A 16,160-nucleotide genomic window follows, 5' to 3' on the forward strand; every position below is an offset into this window, starting at 1 on the left:
GCGGCGTTGCCGTCAGCCTACTTCAGCGCCTTGAAGCGCAGCCGCTTCGGGCCGGCGTCGTCGCCCATGCGCCGCCGCTTGTCGGCCTCGTACTCGCGGTAGTTGCCCTGGAAGAACTCCACGTGCGAGTCGCCTTCGAACGCCAGGATGTGGGTCGCGATGCGGTCCAGGAACCAGCGGTCGTGCGAAATCACGAAGGTGTTGCCGGGGAATTCCAGCAGCGCGTCTTCCAGCGCACGCAGCGTCTCGATGTCCAGGTCGTTGGACGGTTCGTCGAGCAGCAGCACATTGCCGCCCTGCAGCAGGGTCTTGGCCATGTGCAGGCGGCCGCGCTCGCCGCCGGACAGGCTGCCGACCAGCTTCTGCTGGTCCTGGCCCTTGAAGTTGAAGCGGCCCAGGTAGGCGCGCGACTGGATCTCCACGCCGTTGATGTTGAGGATGTCCAGGCCGCCGGAGACTTCCTGGAACACGTTGTGGTTGCCCTCCAGCTTGTCGCGGCTCTGGTCCACGTAGGCCAGCTTCACCGTCGGCCCGAGCACGATCTCGCCCGCGTCCGGGGTCTCCTTGCCGATGATCATCTTGAACAGCGTCGACTTGCCGGCGCCGTTGGGACCGATGATGCCGACGATGGCGCCGGACGGCACCAGGAAGCTGAGGTCGTCGATCAGCAGGCGGTCGCCGAACTTCTTGGTGACGTGCTTGAACTCGAGCACCGCGTTGCCCAGGCGCTCGCCCGGCGGAATGAAGATCTCGTTGGTCTCGTTGCGGCGCTGGTAATCGACCGACTGCAGCTCTTCCAGCCGCGCCAGGCGCGCCTTGCCCTTGGTGCGGCCGCCCTTGGCGTTCTGCCGCGACCATTCCAGTTCCTTCTGGATCGCCTTCTGCCGCGACTTCTCCTGGTTGTCTTCCTGCTTCAGGCGCTCTTCCTTCTGCATCAGCCAGTCGGTGTAGTTGCCCTTCCACGGAATGCCGCGGCCGCGGTCCAGTTCCAGGATCCACTCGGCGGCGTTGTCGAGGAAGTAGCGATCATGGGTCACCGCCACCACGGTGCCGGTATAGCGCGCCAGGAACTGCTCCAGCCACTCCACCGACTCGGCGTCCAGATGGTTGGTCGGTTCGTCGAGCAGCAGCATGTCCGGCTTCTGCAGCAGCAGCCGGCACAGCGCCACGCGACGCTTCTCGCCGCCCGACAGTGGGCCGATCAGCGCGTCCCACGGCGGCAGGCGCAGCGCGTCGGCGGCCACTTCCAGCTGCTGCTCGAGCAGGTGCGCATCGCCGGCGGCGAGGATCGCCTCCAGCCGCTGCTGCTCGGTGGCGAGCTTGTCGAAGTCGGCGCCTTCCTCGGCATAGGCCTCGTAGATCTTGTCCAGCGCGGCCTGCGCCTGCAGCACCTCGCCCACGCCTTCCTCGACCGCTTCGCGCACGCTCTTGGCCGGGTCCAGCTCCGGCTCCTGCGCCAGGTAGCCGACCTTGATGCCCGGCTGCGGGCGCGCTTCGCCGCTGAAATCGGTGTCCACGCCGGCCATGATCTTCAGCACCGTCGACTTGCCGGCACCGTTGAGGCCGAGCAGGCCGATCTTGGCGCCGGGGAAGAACGACAGCGAGATGTCCTTGATGATCTGGCGCTTCGGCGGCACCGTCTTGCTGACGCCGTTCATGGTGTAGATGTATTGCGACATGGGGGCTCCGTAGCGCATGCCGGCGCCCAACCGGGGCGGTCGGACGGCAGCAGAAAAGGGATGCGCAACAGTATAGCGGGAAGGCCATTCAGCCGTTCCCGGCGGGTGTTGGTTAACGCCCCCTTAATCCGGTTTGGCAAGCTGAATACGTAACCGGTTCCAGCAGGAAGCGGTTCAGACGCAAGGCGCATTAATGCAGTCGTGACACCAAAAAAGTGACGGAGTTCCCATGAAGACCGAACGCATTGCCACCCTTGCCCTTTCGTCTCTGCTGGCGCTGGGTTTCATGGCGCCTGCGGCTTACGCCCGCGACGGTTGGGACGACCGCGACCCGCGCGGCTGGCACGACCGCGATCACGAGCGGCGCGACTACGACCGGCGCGACCGCGGTCGCGACCGCTACTGGCGCGAGCGCGAGCGCCATGACGACCGCCGCTACTACAGCCAGGGTTATCGCGACGGCTACCGCGGCCGTCCGGACGTCGTCGACTACCGCCCGGGTCCTCCGGGTCCGCCGCCGTGGGCACGCGGCCAGCCCTATTACGGTCCCAACTACGTGGTCTACGACTACGACCGCTACCAGGTGCGGCGCCCGCCGTACGGCTACCGCTGGGTGCGCGACGACCGCGGCAACCTGCTGATGGTCGCCATCGCCACCGGCATCATCGCCGACCTGGTGCTCAACGGCCGCTGAATCCGGGCCGCATGGCACGCCGCGACGGCCTCCTGCGGGAGGCCGTCGTGGTTCTGGTTCGCCGCCGGCCCTGCGCGGGGCTTAAACTAGCGGTCTGCCTTTTGTCCATGCCCCCGGAGACCCGATGTTCCCGCGCGACGCCCGCATCGAAACCTACGATCCCGAACTGGCCCAGGCCATCGCCGCCGAAGCCGCCCGCCAGGAAGACCACGTCGAGCTGATCGCCAGCGAGAACTACTGCAGCCCCCTGGTGATGGAAGCCCAGGGCAGCCAGCTGACCAACAAGTACGCCGAGGGCTACCCGGGCAAGCGCTACTACGGCGGCTGCGAATTCGTCGACATCGCCGAGCAGCTGGCGATCGACCGGGTCAAGCAGCTGTTCGGTGCCCCGCCTTACGACGACATGTACGCGAACGTGCAGCCGCACTCGGGTTCGCAGGCCAATCAGGCGGTGTACCTGGCGCTGCTGCAGCCCGGCGACACCATCCTGGGCATGTCGCTGGCCCACGGCGGCCACCTGACCCACGGCGCCAAGGTCAACGTCTCCGGCAAGCTGTTCAACGCGGTGCAGTACGGCGTCAACGAGCACGGCCTGATCGACTACGACGAGGTCGAGCGGCTGGCGCTGGAGCACAAGCCGAAGATGGTCGTGGCCGGGTTCTCGGCGTATTCGCAGAAGATCGACTGGGCGCGCTTCCGCGCCATCGCCGACCAGGTCGGCGCGGTGCTGTTCGTGGACATGGCGCACGTGGCCGGGCTGGTCGCCGCCGGCGTGTATCCGAGCCCGCTGGCGCACGCGCACGTGGTCACCTCGACCACCCACAAGACCCTGCGCGGTCCGCGCGGCGGCATCATCCTGGCCAAGGGCGCCAGCGAGGAGCTGGTCAAGAAGCTGCAGTCGATCGTGTTCCCGGGCATCCAGGGCGGTCCGCTGATGCACGTGATCGCGGCCAAGGCGGTGGCGTTCAAGGAAGCGCTGGAGCCGCAGTTCAAGGACTACCAGCAGCAGGTGGTGAAGAACGCGCAGGCGATGGCCAGGACCCTGATCGCGCGCGGCTACAAGATCGTCTCCGGCGGCACCGAGAACCACCTGATGCTGGTCGACATGATCGGCAAGGACGTGTCCGGCAAGGACGCGGAAGCGGCGCTGGGCAAGGCCCACATCACGGTCAACAAGAACGCGGTGCCCAACGACCCGCGTTCGCCATTCGTGACCTCCGGCCTGCGCCTGGGCACCCCGGCCATCACCACCCGCGGCTACCTGGAGCAGGACAGCATCGACCTGGCCCACTGGATCGCCGACGTGCTCGACGCCCCCGCCGACGCCGCGGTCATCGCCCGCGTGCGCGAGGCGGCGACCGCGCAGTGCAGGAAGTATCCGGTGTATGGCTGAAACGGGAATGGGGAATGGTGAATCGGGAATGGTCAGAAGCGCTAAGCTGGCGCTGTTGACGTTCCCATTCCCCATTCCCGTTTCCCTATTCCCGGCGCTCTGAATGCATTGCCCCTTCTGCCAGCACACCGACACCCGCGTGATCGATTCGCGGGTGTCCGAGGACGGCGCGACGATCCGTCGCCGCCGCGAGTGCGAGGCCTGCGGCGAGCGGTTCAGCACGCTGGAGACGATCGAGCTGAAGCTGCCGACGGTGATCAAGAGCGACGGCGGCCGCGAGGCCTTCGATGCGCGCAAGCTGCGCACCAGTTTCGATCGCGCGCTGCAGAAGCGGCCGGTGGCCGAGGAGCAGATCGAGGCGGCGGTGCGCGCGGTGGTGCACCAGCTGCGCATGTCCGGCGAGCGCGAACTGCCGTCGATCCGGGTCGGCGAATACGTGATGGCCGAGCTGCGCAAGCTCGACCATGTCGGCTACGTGCGCTTCGCCTCGGTGTACCGCAGCTTCCAGGACGTGGCCGATTTCCGCGAGGAGATCGAGAAGCTCGAGCGCGAGCTGCCGGTGGGCAGCGAGCAGTTGCCGCTGCTGGAGCTGGTCCGCGCCGACAAGCCGGCCGACAAGTCCGGCAAGCGCTGAGCGCCGCATGCGTATCGTCTGCCTGGCCGAGGCGCCGCAGCACATCCCGGCGCTGGCCCGCGAACACCTGCAGGCCTTCGGCGAACTGCTGCCGGAGTGGAGCGCGGTCGAGGCCGAGGCCGACCTGCGCAGCCATCGCTGCGACAGCCGCATCCCGACCAGCTGGATCGCGCTGGATGGCGACGACTGGCTCGGTTCGGTCAGCCTGCTGCAGAACGACGATGCGCGCATCCGCCAGTTCTCGCCGTGGCTGGCGACGCTGTACGTGCGCCCGCAGGCGCGCAGCGGCGGCGTCGGCGCGCAACTGGTCGCGCATTGCGTGCAGGCCGCGGCGCGGCTGCAGGTGGGGTATCTGTATCTGTATTGCGAACCGCGGCTGGTGCCGTACTACCAGGGCCTGGGTTGGCAACCGCATGTGCAGCTGCCGCTGGGGCCGCTGCAGGTGACGGTGATGCGCATCGACGCCGGCGCGCTGGCGGCACGGGCGCAGACCGCATGAGCGCGGACGTCATGAGCGATTTCTCCGCCGACGACCATCGGCACATGGCGCAGGCGCTGCGCCTGGCCGAGCGCGGGGCCTACACCACGCGTCCCAATCCGATGGTCGGCTGCGTGATCGTGCGCGACGGCGAGGTGGTGGGCGAGGGCTTCCACCAGCGTGCCGGCGGCCCGCATGCGGAGGTGTTCGCGCTGCGCGCCGCCGGCGCGCGCGCGCGCGGCGCCAGCGCCTACGTGACCCTGGAGCCGTGCGCGCACTATGGGCGCACCCCGCCGTGCGCGCTGGCGCTGATCGAGGCCGGGGTGGCGCGGGTGGTGGCGGCGATGGCCGACCCGTTTCCACAGGTCAACGGCGGCGGCTTCGCGCTGCTGCGCGAGGCCGGCATCGCGGTCGGCTCGGGGCTGATGCAGGCGCAGGCGCGGGCGCTGAACCGCGGCTTCCTGGCGCGGGTGGAGCGCGGCCGGCCGTGGCTGCGGGTCAAGCTCGGCGCCAGCCTGGACGGGCGCACCGCGCTGGCCAGCGGCGAATCGAAGTGGATCACCGGTGCGGCCGCGCGCCAGGACGTGCAGCGCTGGCGCGCGCGCGCCGGGGCCATCCTCAGCGGCGCCGGCACCGTGCTGGCCGACGATCCATCGCTGAGCGTGCGCCTGGACGCCGCCGCCGAGGTCGTGGCGCCGCTGCGCGTGGTGCTCGACGCGCAGCTGCGCACGCTGCAGCAGGCGAAGGTGCGCGATGGCGCGGCGCCGACCCTGTACCTGCACGCGCCGGGCGTGGCGCCGCCATCGCTGCCGGGGGTCGAGTTCGCTGCAGTCGCATTGCAGGCGGGCCGCTTCGACCTGGAGGAGGTACTGCGCCTGCTGGCCGCGCGCGGCATCAACGAGGTGCAGGTCGAGGCCGGCGCGACCCTGAGCGGCGCGCTGCTGCGCGCCGGCCTGGTCGACGAACTACTGGTCTACCTGGCGCCGTTGCTGCTCGGCGATGGCGGGCGCCCGCTGCTGGCCGGGCTGGGCATCGACACGATGGCGCAGCGGGTGCCGCTGCAATTGCTGGAGACGCGCCAGGTCGGCGACGACCTGCGCCTGCTGCTGCGCCCGGCCGCGGCGGACGCCGCGTAGCCGCAGCAGGCGGCCACGCGCTGCCGCCACGGCGCAAGGTTGCCGCCTTCGCCGCGACGCTACGTCCCACCGGTGGCGCGCCCGGCCGCAGCGGGTGCCGTGCCGCGCCCTGCTAGAATGCGCACGCCGGTTCGCCGGCAACCACGAACGTCTTCAGGGCGGGGTGCGATTCCCCACCGGCGGTATGCATGCGCGAGCGTGCGAGCCCGCGAGCGCTTGGGTAGTCGGAACCGGCACGCAGGTGCGGATTCGGATGCGCAAGGTCAGCAGATCCGGTGCGATGCCGGAGCCGACGGTATAGTCCGGATGAAAGAAGACGGCCTTCGCGCAGCCTCGCGGCTGCGCGCGCGCCTGTTTGCCTTGTGGCGTTTTTCGCTCACCATTTTTGCGAGAAACGTTTATGTTCACCGGCATCATCGAAGGCGTTGGCCGCCTGGCCGCGCGCCAGCCGCAGGGCGGCGATATCCGCTTCAGCTTCGCCACCGGCAGCCTGCCGTTCGCCGACGTGCGGCTCGGCGAGAGCATCGCGGTCAACGGCGTGTGCCTGACCGTCGTCGCCTTCGACGCGGCCGCGTTCCAGGCCGACGCATCCACCGAAACCCTGGCCCTGACCACGCTCGGCGCGCTCGCCGAAGGCGCGGCGCTGAACCTGGAGCGGGCGATGCGCCCCAGCGACCGGCTCGGCGGGCATCTGGTCAGCGGCCATGTCGATGGCCTCGGCACGGTGCTGTCGATCCACGACGACGCGCGCGCGCAGCGCTGGCGCTTCGCCGCGCCGCCGGCGCTGCTGCGCTACATCGCCAAGAAAGGCTCGATCTGCGTGGACGGGGTCAGCCTGACCGTCAACGCCGTCGACGCTGCCGGCTTCGAGGTGGCGCTGATCCCGCACACGGTGGCGCACACCGCGTTCGCGCGCACCGCGGTCGGTGCGGCGGTGAACCTGGAGATCGACCTGGTCGCGCGCTACGTCGAACGCCTGCTGCACGGCCGCCAGGACTGAGTCCGCCGCGCCCGAGGCACGCCGTCATCGCCGCCGCGCGCGGCGCCCTCCGTCTTCTGCGAGTCCCTTCATGTCGCCATCCACCACCCCTGGCCTGAACTTCACCCCCGTCCCCGAGCTGCTGGAGGAAATCCGCGCCGGCCGCATGGTGGTCATCGTCGACGACGAGGACCGCGAGAACGAGGGCGACCTGATCATGGCCGCCGAGCTGGTCAAGCCCTCGGACATCAATTTCATGGTCACCCATGCGCGCGGCCTGGTGTGCCTGTCGCTGACCCGCGAGCGTTGCACGCAACTCGGGCTGGCGCCGATGGTCCAGCACAACACCGCGCAGTTCCACACCAACTTCACCGTCAGCATCGAGGCCGCCGAGGGCGTCACCACCGGCATCTCCGCCTACGACCGCGCGCATACCGTGCGTACCGCGGTCAAGCCGGACGCCAAGCCGCACGACCTGAGCCAGCCCGGCCACATCTTCCCGCTGATCGCCCAGCCCGGCGGCGTGCTGACCCGCGCCGGCCACACCGAGGCCGCCGGCGACCTGCCACTGCTGGCCGGGCTGGAGCCGGCCGGGGTGCTGGTGGAGGTGCTCAATCCCGACGGCAGCATGGCGCGGCGCCCGCAGCTGGAGGAATTCGCGCGCCTGCATGGGCTGAAGATGGGCTCGATCGCCGACCTGATCGCCTACCGCCTGGCCACCGAGCACACCGTCGAGCGCATCGACGAGCGCAGCATCGAGACCGAATTCGGCGGCTTCACCCTGGTCACCTACCGCGACCGCATCGCCCACGACCTGCATTTCGCGCTGGTCCGCGGCATCCCGGACGCGGCCACGCCGACCCTGGTGCGGGTGCAGGTGGAGAACCCGCTGGCCGACCTGCTGCACTGGCGCCGCGACGATTTCGGCGTGGCCGCCAGCGACGCGCTGCGCGCGATCGCCGCGGCCGACAACGGGGTCATGGTGGTGCTGTCGGCGCCGCGCGACAGCCAGGCGCTGCTGGCGCGGCTGCGCAAGCAGCCGGACGTGGCCGCCAACAGCAAGGACGTGGGGCAGTGGCGGCGCAACGGCGCCGGCAGCCAGATCCTGGCCGACCTGGGCCTGGGCAAGCTGCGCGTGCTGGGCACCCCGCGCCGCCAGATCGGCCTGGCCGGGTTCGGGCTGGAAGTGGTGGAGCATGTGGAGTTGGAGCCGGGATTCGCGATTCGGGATGGCCAGCCTGCGGCTGTCGAAGAGCGAGCGGGATTCGGAAAAGGCTGACTCGCGTGCGCTGCTCGGCGATCGGCGTCTTAAGCTCTTGCGAGTCCCGAGTCCCCAACACGCCGCCTGCTAAACTCTCCCACCCCCTGAACCCGCCACCGCCATGACCCACTACGAAGGCGACCTCCGTGCTCCTGCCGCGGCCCGTTTCGCGATCATCGCCAGCCGCTGGAACGCGCGCATCACCGACGTGCTGGTCGCCGGCGCGCGCGCGAGCCTGTCCGGCAACGGCATCGCCGACGAGGTGGTGGACGTGATCCGCGTGCCCGGCGCCTGGGAACTGCCGCTGGCCGCCGCGCGCCTGGCCGCCGCCGGCCGGCACGTGGCGATCATCGCGCTGGGCTGCGTGATCCGCGGCGACACCCGCCATTACGAACACGTGGCCGATGGCTGCGCCGCAGGCCTGCTGCGGGTGTCGCTGGACTTCCGCATCCCGGTGCTCAACGGCGTGCTGGCGGTGGAGCAGGTCGAGGACGCCGAGGCGCGCGCCGGCGGCAGCCATGGCAACAAGGGCGAGGAAGCAGCGCTGACCGCGCTGGAAATGGTCAATCTGCTGGAGCTGCTGCCATGAACAAGTCCGCTGGCCACAGGCACATCCGCCGCGACGGCGTCGATCCGGTGCTGCGTTCGCGCGCGCGCCGGCGTGCGCTGCAGGCGATCTATGCCTGGCAGATCGCCGGTGGCACCGCACCGCACGTGATCGCGCAGTTCGCGCACGAGCAGGCGCACGAGCTCGCCGACCTGGTCTATTTCGAGAACCTGGTCGAAGGCGTGCTCAAGCACCGCGCCGAACTGGACGCGGCGCTGGTCGGCTACCTGGACCGCACGGTCGAGGAAGTGGACGCGATCGAGCGCGCGGTACTGCGCCTGGCCGCCTACGAACTGCTGCACCGCCACGACGTGCCGTACCGCGTGGTGATCAACGAAGCCATCGAGACCGCCAAGCGCTTCGGCTCCGAACACGGCCACACCTACGTCAACGGCGTGCTCGATCGCGCCGCGCTGGAGTGGCGCACGGTCGAGTCGGGTGGCTGAAAGGCTGGGAATGGGGAGCAGGGAATGGGGAATGGCAAGAGCTAGAAGCTAGAAGCTACAGCCGCGGCGAATGCCCCTGCGAGCGTTGACGCCCCGGCTGTTGCCCTCGCTCTTACCATTCCCCTTTCTCGATTCCCCATTCCCGGCCCCCCCAATGCCCGAATTCGATCTGATCGATCGCCTGCGTGCCCGGATCGGGACGCACGCGGACGTACCGCTGGGCATCGGCGACGATGCGGCGCTGCTGCAGCCGCCGCCGGGCGAGCAGCTGGCGATCACCACCGATACGCTCAATGCCGGCGTGCACTTTCCGCTTGAGACAGCGCCTGCCGACGTGGGCTGGAAGACCCTGGCGGTGAACCTGTCCGACCTCGCCGCGATGGGCGCGCAGCCGCGCTGGTGCACGCTGTCGCTGTCGTTGCCGCACGAGGATGCGGGCTGGGTCGACGCCTTCGCCGACGGCTTCTTCGCGCTGGCCGACGCGCACGCCATCGTGCTGGCCGGCGGCGACACCACGCGCGGGCCGCTGTCACTGTCGGTCACCGCGATCGGCAGCGTGGCGCCCGGCACCGCGCTGCGCCGCGACGGCGCGCAGCCGGGCGACGAGATCTGGGTCAGCGGCCGTCCGGGCGAGGCCGCCGCGGCGCTGGCGCTGTGGCAGGCCGGGCGCCTGGACGTGGCCCGTGTCGTCGCCGATCCGATCCACGAGCATCTGCGCCAGCGCCTGCTGCGGCCGATACCGCGGGTGCAGGCCGGGCTGCGCCTGCGCGGGCTGGCGCACGCCTGCGTGGACATCTCCGACGGCCTGCTGGCCGACCTGGAGCACATCTGCGTGCGCAGCGGCGTCGGCGCCGAACTGTGGCTGGCTGCGCTGCCGGCCGCCGCCGCGCCGGCACAGGCGAGCGCCGCACAGGTGCACGCCTGGCAACTGGGCGGCGGCGACGACTACGAACTGTGCTTCACCGCCGCGCCGGCGCAGCGCGCGGCCATCGTGCAGGCGTTGCAGGCGATCGGCGAGGAAGCCACGCCGATCGGTCGCATCGTCGCCGGTGGCGGCATCGTCGTGCGCGATGCGCACGGCCAGCCCTGGCAACCGCCGCGGCGCGGCTACGAGCATTTTTTCGCCGGCTAGCGGAAACGGCGAGACCGGCGTGGCCGGGAACCGGCGATCTACGCGTCGCTGCGGATGCACGGTCGCCGTGGCTTCTCGGCCGGACTGTTGCAGCACGCCATCTGCTCGAACCTGCCCGGCCGCTGGCCGATGCCCACCGGAGGCCAGGTTGCCGTGTCCGGCGCCCAGGTGGTGGTGCGTGGCGGCGTGGCAGGCTGGGCGCCGCACACGGCACCCCGGCCCACACGGGAATGGATGACACGCCCTAGGTCGGGGCGCCGCTGACGACAATCTGAATTTCCTGACACCTGGCGCGCGGCGCGCAGAACCATTTCATCGCCGATGGGTCAAACTCGGCGCATGAACACCACGCCCTCGAGCTTCGACCTTCATCCCGCCGCGTCCGAGCAGCAGCGCCTGCACGCGGCCTTCCTGGCCCTGCGCGACGGCCTGTCGGAAACCATCGTCGGCCAGTCCGCGCTGGTGGAACGCCTGCTGATCGCGCTGCTCGCCGATGGCCACCTGCTGGTCGAAGGCGCCCCCGGCCTGGCCAAGACCACCGCGATCCGCGCGCTGGCGTCGCGGCTGGAAGCGGATTTCGCCCGTGTCCAGTTCACCCCGGACCTGTTGCCGGCCGATTTGACCGGCACCGAGGTGTGGCGGCCGCAGGAAAGCCGCTTCGAGTTCCTGCCCGGGCCGATCTTCCATCCGATCCTGCTCGCCGACGAGATCAACCGCGCGCCGGCCAAGGTGCAGTCGGCGTTGCTGGAAGCCATGGGCGAGCGCCAGGTCACGGTCGGCCGGCATACCTATGCGCTGCCGAAGCTGTTCCTGGTGATGGCGACGCAGAACCCGATCGAGCAGGAAGGCACCTTCCCGCTGCCGGAAGCGCAGCTGGACCGCTTCCTGATGCACGTGCGGATCGGCTATCCGGAGGCGGCCGCCGAGGCCGAGATCCTGCGCCTGGCGCGCGAGCGTGCGCGCGAGACCCTGGACCACGGCGAGGCCGCGCCACCGCGCCTGCCGCTGGAGGACGTGTTCGCCGCGCGGCGTGCGCTGCTGTCGCTGCACATGGCGCCGCCGCTGGAGCGCTACCTGATCGAACTGGTGCTGGCCTCGCGCGACGCCAGCGGCTACGACCCGGCGCTGGCGCGGCGCATCGCCTGGGGCGCCAGCCCGCGCGGCTCGATCGCGCTGGAGCGCTGCGCGCGCGCACGTGCCTGGCTGGCCGGGCGCGACTTCGTGACCCCGGACGACGTGCGCGCGGTCGCGCCGGACGTGCTGCGCCATCGCGTGCTGCCCAGCTACGAAGCCACGGCCGAGGGCTGGGATGGCGATCGTCTGGTCGCCGCGCTGCTGGACAAGGTGCCGCCGCCTTGAGCGAGCGGCAGCGCCAATCCGGGCGGCCGCAGCGCCGCAGCACGCCGGCGTGTCGCGCCGCTGTGCGGCCAGCCTGCGGCAGCGTGCCGCAGGCGAGGTAAGCGACGATGGCGGTACAGGCGATGCCTCCGCCGACGCCACGCGCCGACGCCGCGAGCGGCGGCGACGGCGTGCGCCCGACCCTGGCCGAGCTGGTGGCGCTGCGCGCGAGCGTGGCGCGGGTGCCGCCGCCGCGGCGCGGACGTCACGGCCTCAGCGGCAGCGCGCCGGCGGCATTGCGCGGGCGCGGCATGGAATACGCCGAGTCGCGCGAATACGTGGCCGGCGACGACGTGCGCCATATCGACTGGCGGCTCACCGCGCGCAGCGGGCGCACCCATACCAAGCTGTTCCAGGCCGAGCGCGAGCGGCTCAGCCTGATCGTGGCCGATACCGCGCCGACGCTGTATTTCGGCACCCGCGTGCGTTTCAAGTCGGTGCAGGCCGCGCGTGCCGGTGCGGTGGCGGCGTGGACCGCGCAGCGCCAGGGCGATCGCCTCGCCGCCTTGCGCGGCAGCCGCAGCGAGGCGCCGGTACCGCCGGCGGCCGGACCGCGCGGCGCGTTGCGCGTGCTCGACGCGCTGGCGCGCTGGTATGCGCAGCCGCCGCAGGACGATGCCGGCCTCGGCGTGGCGCTGGAGCACGCGGCCAAGCTGCTGCGGCCCGGCTCGCGGCTGGTGGTGCTTGCCGACCCGGCCAGCGCGCACGCGATTCCGGCGACGCGCTGGGCCGGGCTGGCGCTGCACAACGACGTGGTCCTGCTGTTGCTGGCCGACGCGCTGGAACTGCAGCCGCCGCGCGCGGCGCTGCCGTTCTGGGCCGGCGGCCGCCGGGTGGACATCGACCTGCAGGCGGCCGGCGCGCAGCAGCGCTGGCATGAACAGTTCGTCGCGCCGCTGGAGGCCCTGGCGGCCGAACTGCCCGGCCGCGGCGTGCAGGTGCGCGTGCTGCGCAGCGATGCGAGCAGCGAATCCTGGCTGCTGCCGGCGCCGGGCGGGAGCGCGCCGCGATGACGCCGCAACAACTGCCGCTGCGCGACGTGCATCTGCCGCCGGCGCCGCCGTGGTGGCCGCCGGCGCCGGGCTGGTGGCTGCTGGGCGCGGCGCTGCTGCTGGCGCTGGGCATCGCGCTCGGCCTGTGGGCCTGGCGGCGCGCACGGCGGCGCCGTTGGCAGCGCCAGTTCGATGCCGCGCTCGGCCGCGGCGCTGCGCCCGCGCAGGTGGCCGCGGTGTCGGAGCTGCTGCGCCGCGCGGCGCGGCGCCGCGACCCGGCCGCCGCCGCGTTGCAGGGCGAGCCATGGCTGCACTTCCTCGACGGCGGCAAGCGCCAGGAGTTCTCCGTCGGTCCGGGCCGGGTGCTGCTCGACGGCGGCTATCGGCGCGAACTGGACCATGCGCAGCTGCAAGCCTTGCTGCCGCTGGCGCGGCGCCGCTTCCTCGAGCTGATGGACGGGCGCCGGGGATGATCGCGATGAGCATGCTCTCGCAGCACTGGCAAAGCCTCAGCGACCTGCTCGCCGGCTTCGCCTGGCCGTGGATGTGGCTGGCGACGCCGTTGCCGCTGCTGGCGGGGCGGCTGCTGCCGGCGCAGCGCGGCAGCGCGCCGGCCCTGCGCGTGCCGTATGCCGCGCAGCTGCAGGCGGTGGCCGCAGCGCCGGCGCGCGGTGGCCTGTGGCGGGTCGGCCTGTGGCTGACCTGGCTGGCCTGGTTCTGCCTGTGCGGTGCGGCGGCGCGGCCGCTGCAGCTGGGCGAGCCGATCTCGCCGCCGCAGCAGGCACGGCAGCTGATGCTGGCGGTGGACCTGTCCGGCAGCATGAGCGAGCCGGACATGACCCTGGGCGGGCGCGTGGTGGGCCGCTTGACCGCGGCCAAGGCGGTGCTGGCCGACTTCCTCGACCGCCGCGACGGCGACCGCATCGGCCTGCTGGTGTTCGGCCAGCAGGCGTATGCGCTGACCCCGCTGACCGCCGACCTGGCGACGGTGCGCGACCAGCTGCGCGACAGCGTGGTCGGCCTGGCCGGGCGCGAGACCGCGCTCGGCGACGCGATCGCGCTGTCGGTCAAGCGCCTGCGCGAGCAGCCGCAGGGCGACCGGGTGCTGATCGTGCTCACCGATGGGGTCAACACCGCCGGCGTGCTGGAACCGGCCAAGGCCGCGGAACTGGCCAAGGCCGAGCAGGTGCGCGTCTACACCATCGCCTTCGGCGGCACCGGCGGCTATTCGCTGTTCGGCTTGCCGATGCCCGGTGGCGGCGGCGACGACCAGGTCGACGAGGACACCTTGCGCAAGATCGCGCAGGACACCGGCGGGCGTTTCTTCCGCGCCCGCGACACCGACCAGTTGGTCTCGATCTATGCCGAGCTGGAGCGCCTGGAACCGGTGCGTTCGGCCGGTCCGGCGGTGCGTCCGCGGATCGAGCGCTATGCGTGGCCGCTGGGCGCGGCGCTGCTGCTGGGACTGATCGCCTTCGTGTGGCCTTGGAGGCGGCAATGAACGCGGTGCTCGGTTTCCTGGAGACGTTGCATCTGCTGCGTCCGCAGTGGCTGTGGGCGTTGGCGTTGCTGCCGTTGCTGGGCTGGAGCTGGCTGCGCCGGCGCCGGCGCCGCAACGTGTGGCGGCACGCGGTGGACGCGCACCTGCTGCCGCATCTGCTGGCGAAGGAGGATGGGCGGCAATCGCTGTCCGGGTTGTGGCTGGCCGCGCTCGGCTACCTGCTGGCGGTCGTGGCGCTGGCCGGGCCGAGCTGGCGCCAGGAACAGCAGCCGCTGTGGCAGTCGCGCACGCCGCTGGTGATCGCGCTGGACCTGTCGCCGCGGATCGAGGCCGGCGACCTGCCGCCGTCGCGGCTGCTGCAGGCGCGGGCCAAGCTGGCGACGCTGCTGCGCGAGCGCGCCGGCGGCGAAGTGGCGCTGCTGGCCTACGCCGGCGAACCCTATACCGTCGCGCCGTTGACCGATGACGCGGCCAACGTCGCCTTGTTCCTGGACGCGCTGTCGCCGCAGGTGATGCCGGCGCCTGGACAGCGTACCGATCTGGCCATCGATTGGGCGGCACAGCTGCTGCGCCAGGCCGGGTTCACCCGCGGTGACATCCTGCTGCTCAGCGACCAGGCCGATGCGCCAGCGCGGCAGGCCGCGGCGCGCGCGGCCGGGCAGGGCTACCGGGTGTCGGTGCTGGGACTGGGAAGCGCGCAGGGCGCGGCCTATCGCGATGGCCAGGGCGGGGTCGGCCACGCGCAGCTGGATGCGGCGTCGCTGCGCGCGCTGGCCGCCGCCGGCAGCGGCCGCTATGCCACGCTGGCGCCCACCGATGCCGATCTGCGCGAGTTGGGCGTGCTGCAACCGGCGCAGCAGCAGGACGCGACGGCCGCCGGCGAGCACAGCGGCCGGGTCTGGCTGGATCAGGGCTACTGGCTGCTGCCGCCGCTGTTGCTGCTGGCCCTGTCCGCGTTCCGCCGCCGCGCTGGCGGCGCCGTGCTGCTGCTGTTGCTGCTGCCGTTGGCGATGCCGCTGCCGGCGCATGCGGCGGCCGCCGAGGCGGTCGGCGGCGATTGGTGGCGGCGTCCCGACCAGGTGCGCCAGCAGCGTCTGGACGCGGGCGTGCAGGCCTACCGCAAGGGCGATTTCGCCGCCGCGCAGCACCAGTTCGAAGGCATCGACAGCGACCAGGGCTGGTACAACCTGGGCAATGCGCTGGCCCGCCAGGGCCGCTACGACGAGGCGATCGACGCCTACGACAAGGCGTTGCGACAGCATCCGCAGATGGCCGATGCGCGCGCCAACCGCGCCGCGGTCGATGCCGCGCGCAAGCGCCAGTCCGGGCAGAACGACTCCGCGCAGAACAAGCCGGGACAGCAGGGCAAGGACCAAGCGCAGCAGAACCAGAAGGGCCAGTCGCAGCCGGGCGCCGGCGGCGGGCCCAAGGGCCAGGACCCGGCCCAGGCCAAGGCGCCGGCGCCGGCGGATGCGCAAGGCCAGCCGGGCCAGAAGAATGCGCAGTCGCAGGCGGGGTCCAAGGAGAAGGATGCGTCGCCGCCAGGGCCACCGAAGCCGGGCGATGCGCAGGCGCAGCAGCAGGCCGACGCGGCGCAGCGCCAGCAGATGCAGCAGGCGATGGCGCAGCAGGGCACGGCGGGCAAGCAGGCGGCCGCACGCGCCGCCGCCGCTGCCGCGGAAACTCCGCAGCAGCGCGAGCAGCGGCAGGCGGTGGAGGCCTGGCTGCGGCGCGTGCCGGACGATCCGGGCAACCTGCTGCGCGCCAAATTCAAGCTCGAACACGAACGCAGGCAGCGGGAAGGACCATGATCGAACGCAAGCAACGCCG

16 protein-coding genes and 1 riboswitch are annotated in these 16,160 nt (G+C 71.5%); of the genes, 15 read left to right on the top strand and 1 reads right to left on the bottom strand.

Annotation, left to right across the window (positions count from 1 at the left end; translation table 11 throughout):
- Window positions 1–17 precede the first annotated feature (17 nt).
- Window positions 18–1,679 carry an energy-dependent translational throttle protein EttA gene (gene ettA / locus FZ025_RS13580; RefSeq protein ID WP_046979533.1) on the bottom strand — a complete coding sequence of 554 codons (1,662 nt, stop codon included), beginning with the start codon at window positions 1,677–1,679 and terminating at the stop codon, window positions 18–20.
- Window positions 1,680–1,908: 229 nt separating this feature from the next.
- On the opposite strand from ettA, the gene FZ025_RS13585 reads away from it, so the two are divergent.
- The 15 genes from FZ025_RS13585 to FZ025_RS13655 all read left to right on the top strand — a co-directional run bounded on the left by FZ025_RS13585 (window position 1,909) and on the right by FZ025_RS13655 (window position 16,141).
- Window positions 1,909–2,373 carry an RcnB family protein gene (locus FZ025_RS13585; RefSeq protein WP_046979534.1) on the top strand — a complete coding sequence of 155 codons (465 nt, stop codon included), beginning with the start codon at window positions 1,909–1,911 and terminating at the stop codon, window positions 2,371–2,373.
- A gap of 124 nt (window positions 2,374–2,497) precedes the next feature.
- A complete protein-coding gene (gene glyA, locus FZ025_RS13590) occupies window positions 2,498–3,766 on the top strand; it encodes a serine hydroxymethyltransferase (protein WP_046979535.1) in 1,269 nt (422 codons plus the stop codon).
- Window positions 3,767–3,869: 103 nt separating this feature from the next.
- Window positions 3,870–4,400, top strand: a complete 531-nt coding sequence (gene nrdR / locus FZ025_RS13595; RefSeq protein WP_046979536.1) for a transcriptional regulator NrdR — start codon at window positions 3,870–3,872, stop codon at window positions 4,398–4,400.
- Window positions 4,401–4,407: 7 nt separating this feature from the next.
- Complete coding sequence (locus FZ025_RS13600) at window positions 4,408–4,899, top strand: GNAT family N-acetyltransferase (RefSeq protein WP_046979537.1); 492 nt, start codon at window positions 4,408–4,410, stop codon at window positions 4,897–4,899.
- Window positions 4,896–6,014, top strand: coding sequence for a bifunctional diaminohydroxyphosphoribosylaminopyrimidine deaminase/5-amino-6-(5-phosphoribosylamino)uracil reductase RibD (ribD, locus tag FZ025_RS13605; protein ID WP_046979538.1), 1,119 nt, complete (start codon window positions 4,896–4,898; stop codon window positions 6,012–6,014). The genes FZ025_RS13600 and ribD overlap by 4 nt, the downstream gene beginning before the upstream one ends.
- 145 nt (window positions 6,015–6,159) lie before the next feature.
- A riboswitch (FMN riboswitch) is annotated at window positions 6,160–6,336 on the top strand.
- A 78-nt stretch (window positions 6,337–6,414) separates the two neighbouring features.
- Entirely contained in the window at window positions 6,415–7,014 is a 600-nt protein-coding gene (locus FZ025_RS13610) for a riboflavin synthase (RefSeq protein WP_046979539.1), read from the top strand.
- Between the two features lie 94 nt (window positions 7,015–7,108).
- Window positions 7,109–8,272 (top strand): 3,4-dihydroxy-2-butanone-4-phosphate synthase, encoded by a 1,164-nt coding sequence (ribB, locus tag FZ025_RS13615; protein WP_046979545.1) that lies wholly within the window; start codon window positions 7,109–7,111, stop codon window positions 8,270–8,272.
- A 103-nt stretch (window positions 8,273–8,375) separates the two neighbouring features.
- Window positions 8,376–8,843, top strand: coding sequence for a 6,7-dimethyl-8-ribityllumazine synthase (gene ribH / locus FZ025_RS13620; RefSeq protein ID WP_046979540.1), 468 nt, complete (start codon window positions 8,376–8,378; stop codon window positions 8,841–8,843).
- Entirely contained in the window at window positions 8,840–9,307 is a 468-nt protein-coding gene (gene nusB / locus FZ025_RS13625; RefSeq protein ID WP_046979541.1) for a transcription antitermination factor NusB, read from the top strand. Before ribH ends, nusB begins: the two co-directional genes overlap by 4 nt.
- Before the next feature lie 154 nt (window positions 9,308–9,461).
- Window positions 9,462–10,439 carry a thiamine-phosphate kinase gene (gene thiL, locus FZ025_RS13630; RefSeq protein WP_104558222.1) on the top strand — a complete coding sequence of 326 codons (978 nt, stop codon included), beginning with the start codon at window positions 9,462–9,464 and terminating at the stop codon, window positions 10,437–10,439.
- Window positions 10,440–10,778: 339 nt separating this feature from the next.
- Window positions 10,779–11,798, top strand: a complete 1,020-nt coding sequence (locus FZ025_RS13635; protein ID WP_046980608.1) for an AAA family ATPase — start codon at window positions 10,779–10,781, stop codon at window positions 11,796–11,798.
- Window positions 11,799–11,920: 122 nt separating this feature from the next.
- A complete protein-coding gene (locus FZ025_RS13640; protein ID WP_046980613.1) occupies window positions 11,921–12,850 on the top strand; it encodes a DUF58 domain-containing protein in 930 nt (309 codons plus the stop codon).
- On the top strand, window positions 12,847–13,302 hold the full coding sequence (locus FZ025_RS13645; RefSeq protein WP_046980607.1) for a DUF4381 family protein: 456 nt from the start codon (window positions 12,847–12,849) through the stop codon (window positions 13,300–13,302). The genes FZ025_RS13640 and FZ025_RS13645 overlap by 4 nt, the downstream gene beginning before the upstream one ends.
- Window positions 13,299–14,330 carry a vWA domain-containing protein gene (locus FZ025_RS13650; protein WP_046980606.1) on the top strand — a complete coding sequence of 344 codons (1,032 nt, stop codon included), beginning with the start codon at window positions 13,299–13,301 and terminating at the stop codon, window positions 14,328–14,330. The genes FZ025_RS13645 and FZ025_RS13650 overlap by 4 nt, the downstream gene beginning before the upstream one ends.
- Entirely contained in the window at window positions 14,327–16,141 is a 1,815-nt protein-coding gene (locus tag FZ025_RS13655; protein ID WP_046980605.1) for a VWA domain-containing protein, read from the top strand. Before FZ025_RS13650 ends, FZ025_RS13655 begins: the two co-directional genes overlap by 4 nt.
- Window positions 16,142–16,160 lie beyond the last annotated feature (19 nt).

Source organism: Xanthomonas hyacinthi, assembly GCF_009769165.1.
Classification (GTDB): domain Bacteria; phylum Pseudomonadota; class Gammaproteobacteria; order Xanthomonadales; family Xanthomonadaceae; genus Xanthomonas_A; species Xanthomonas_A hyacinthi.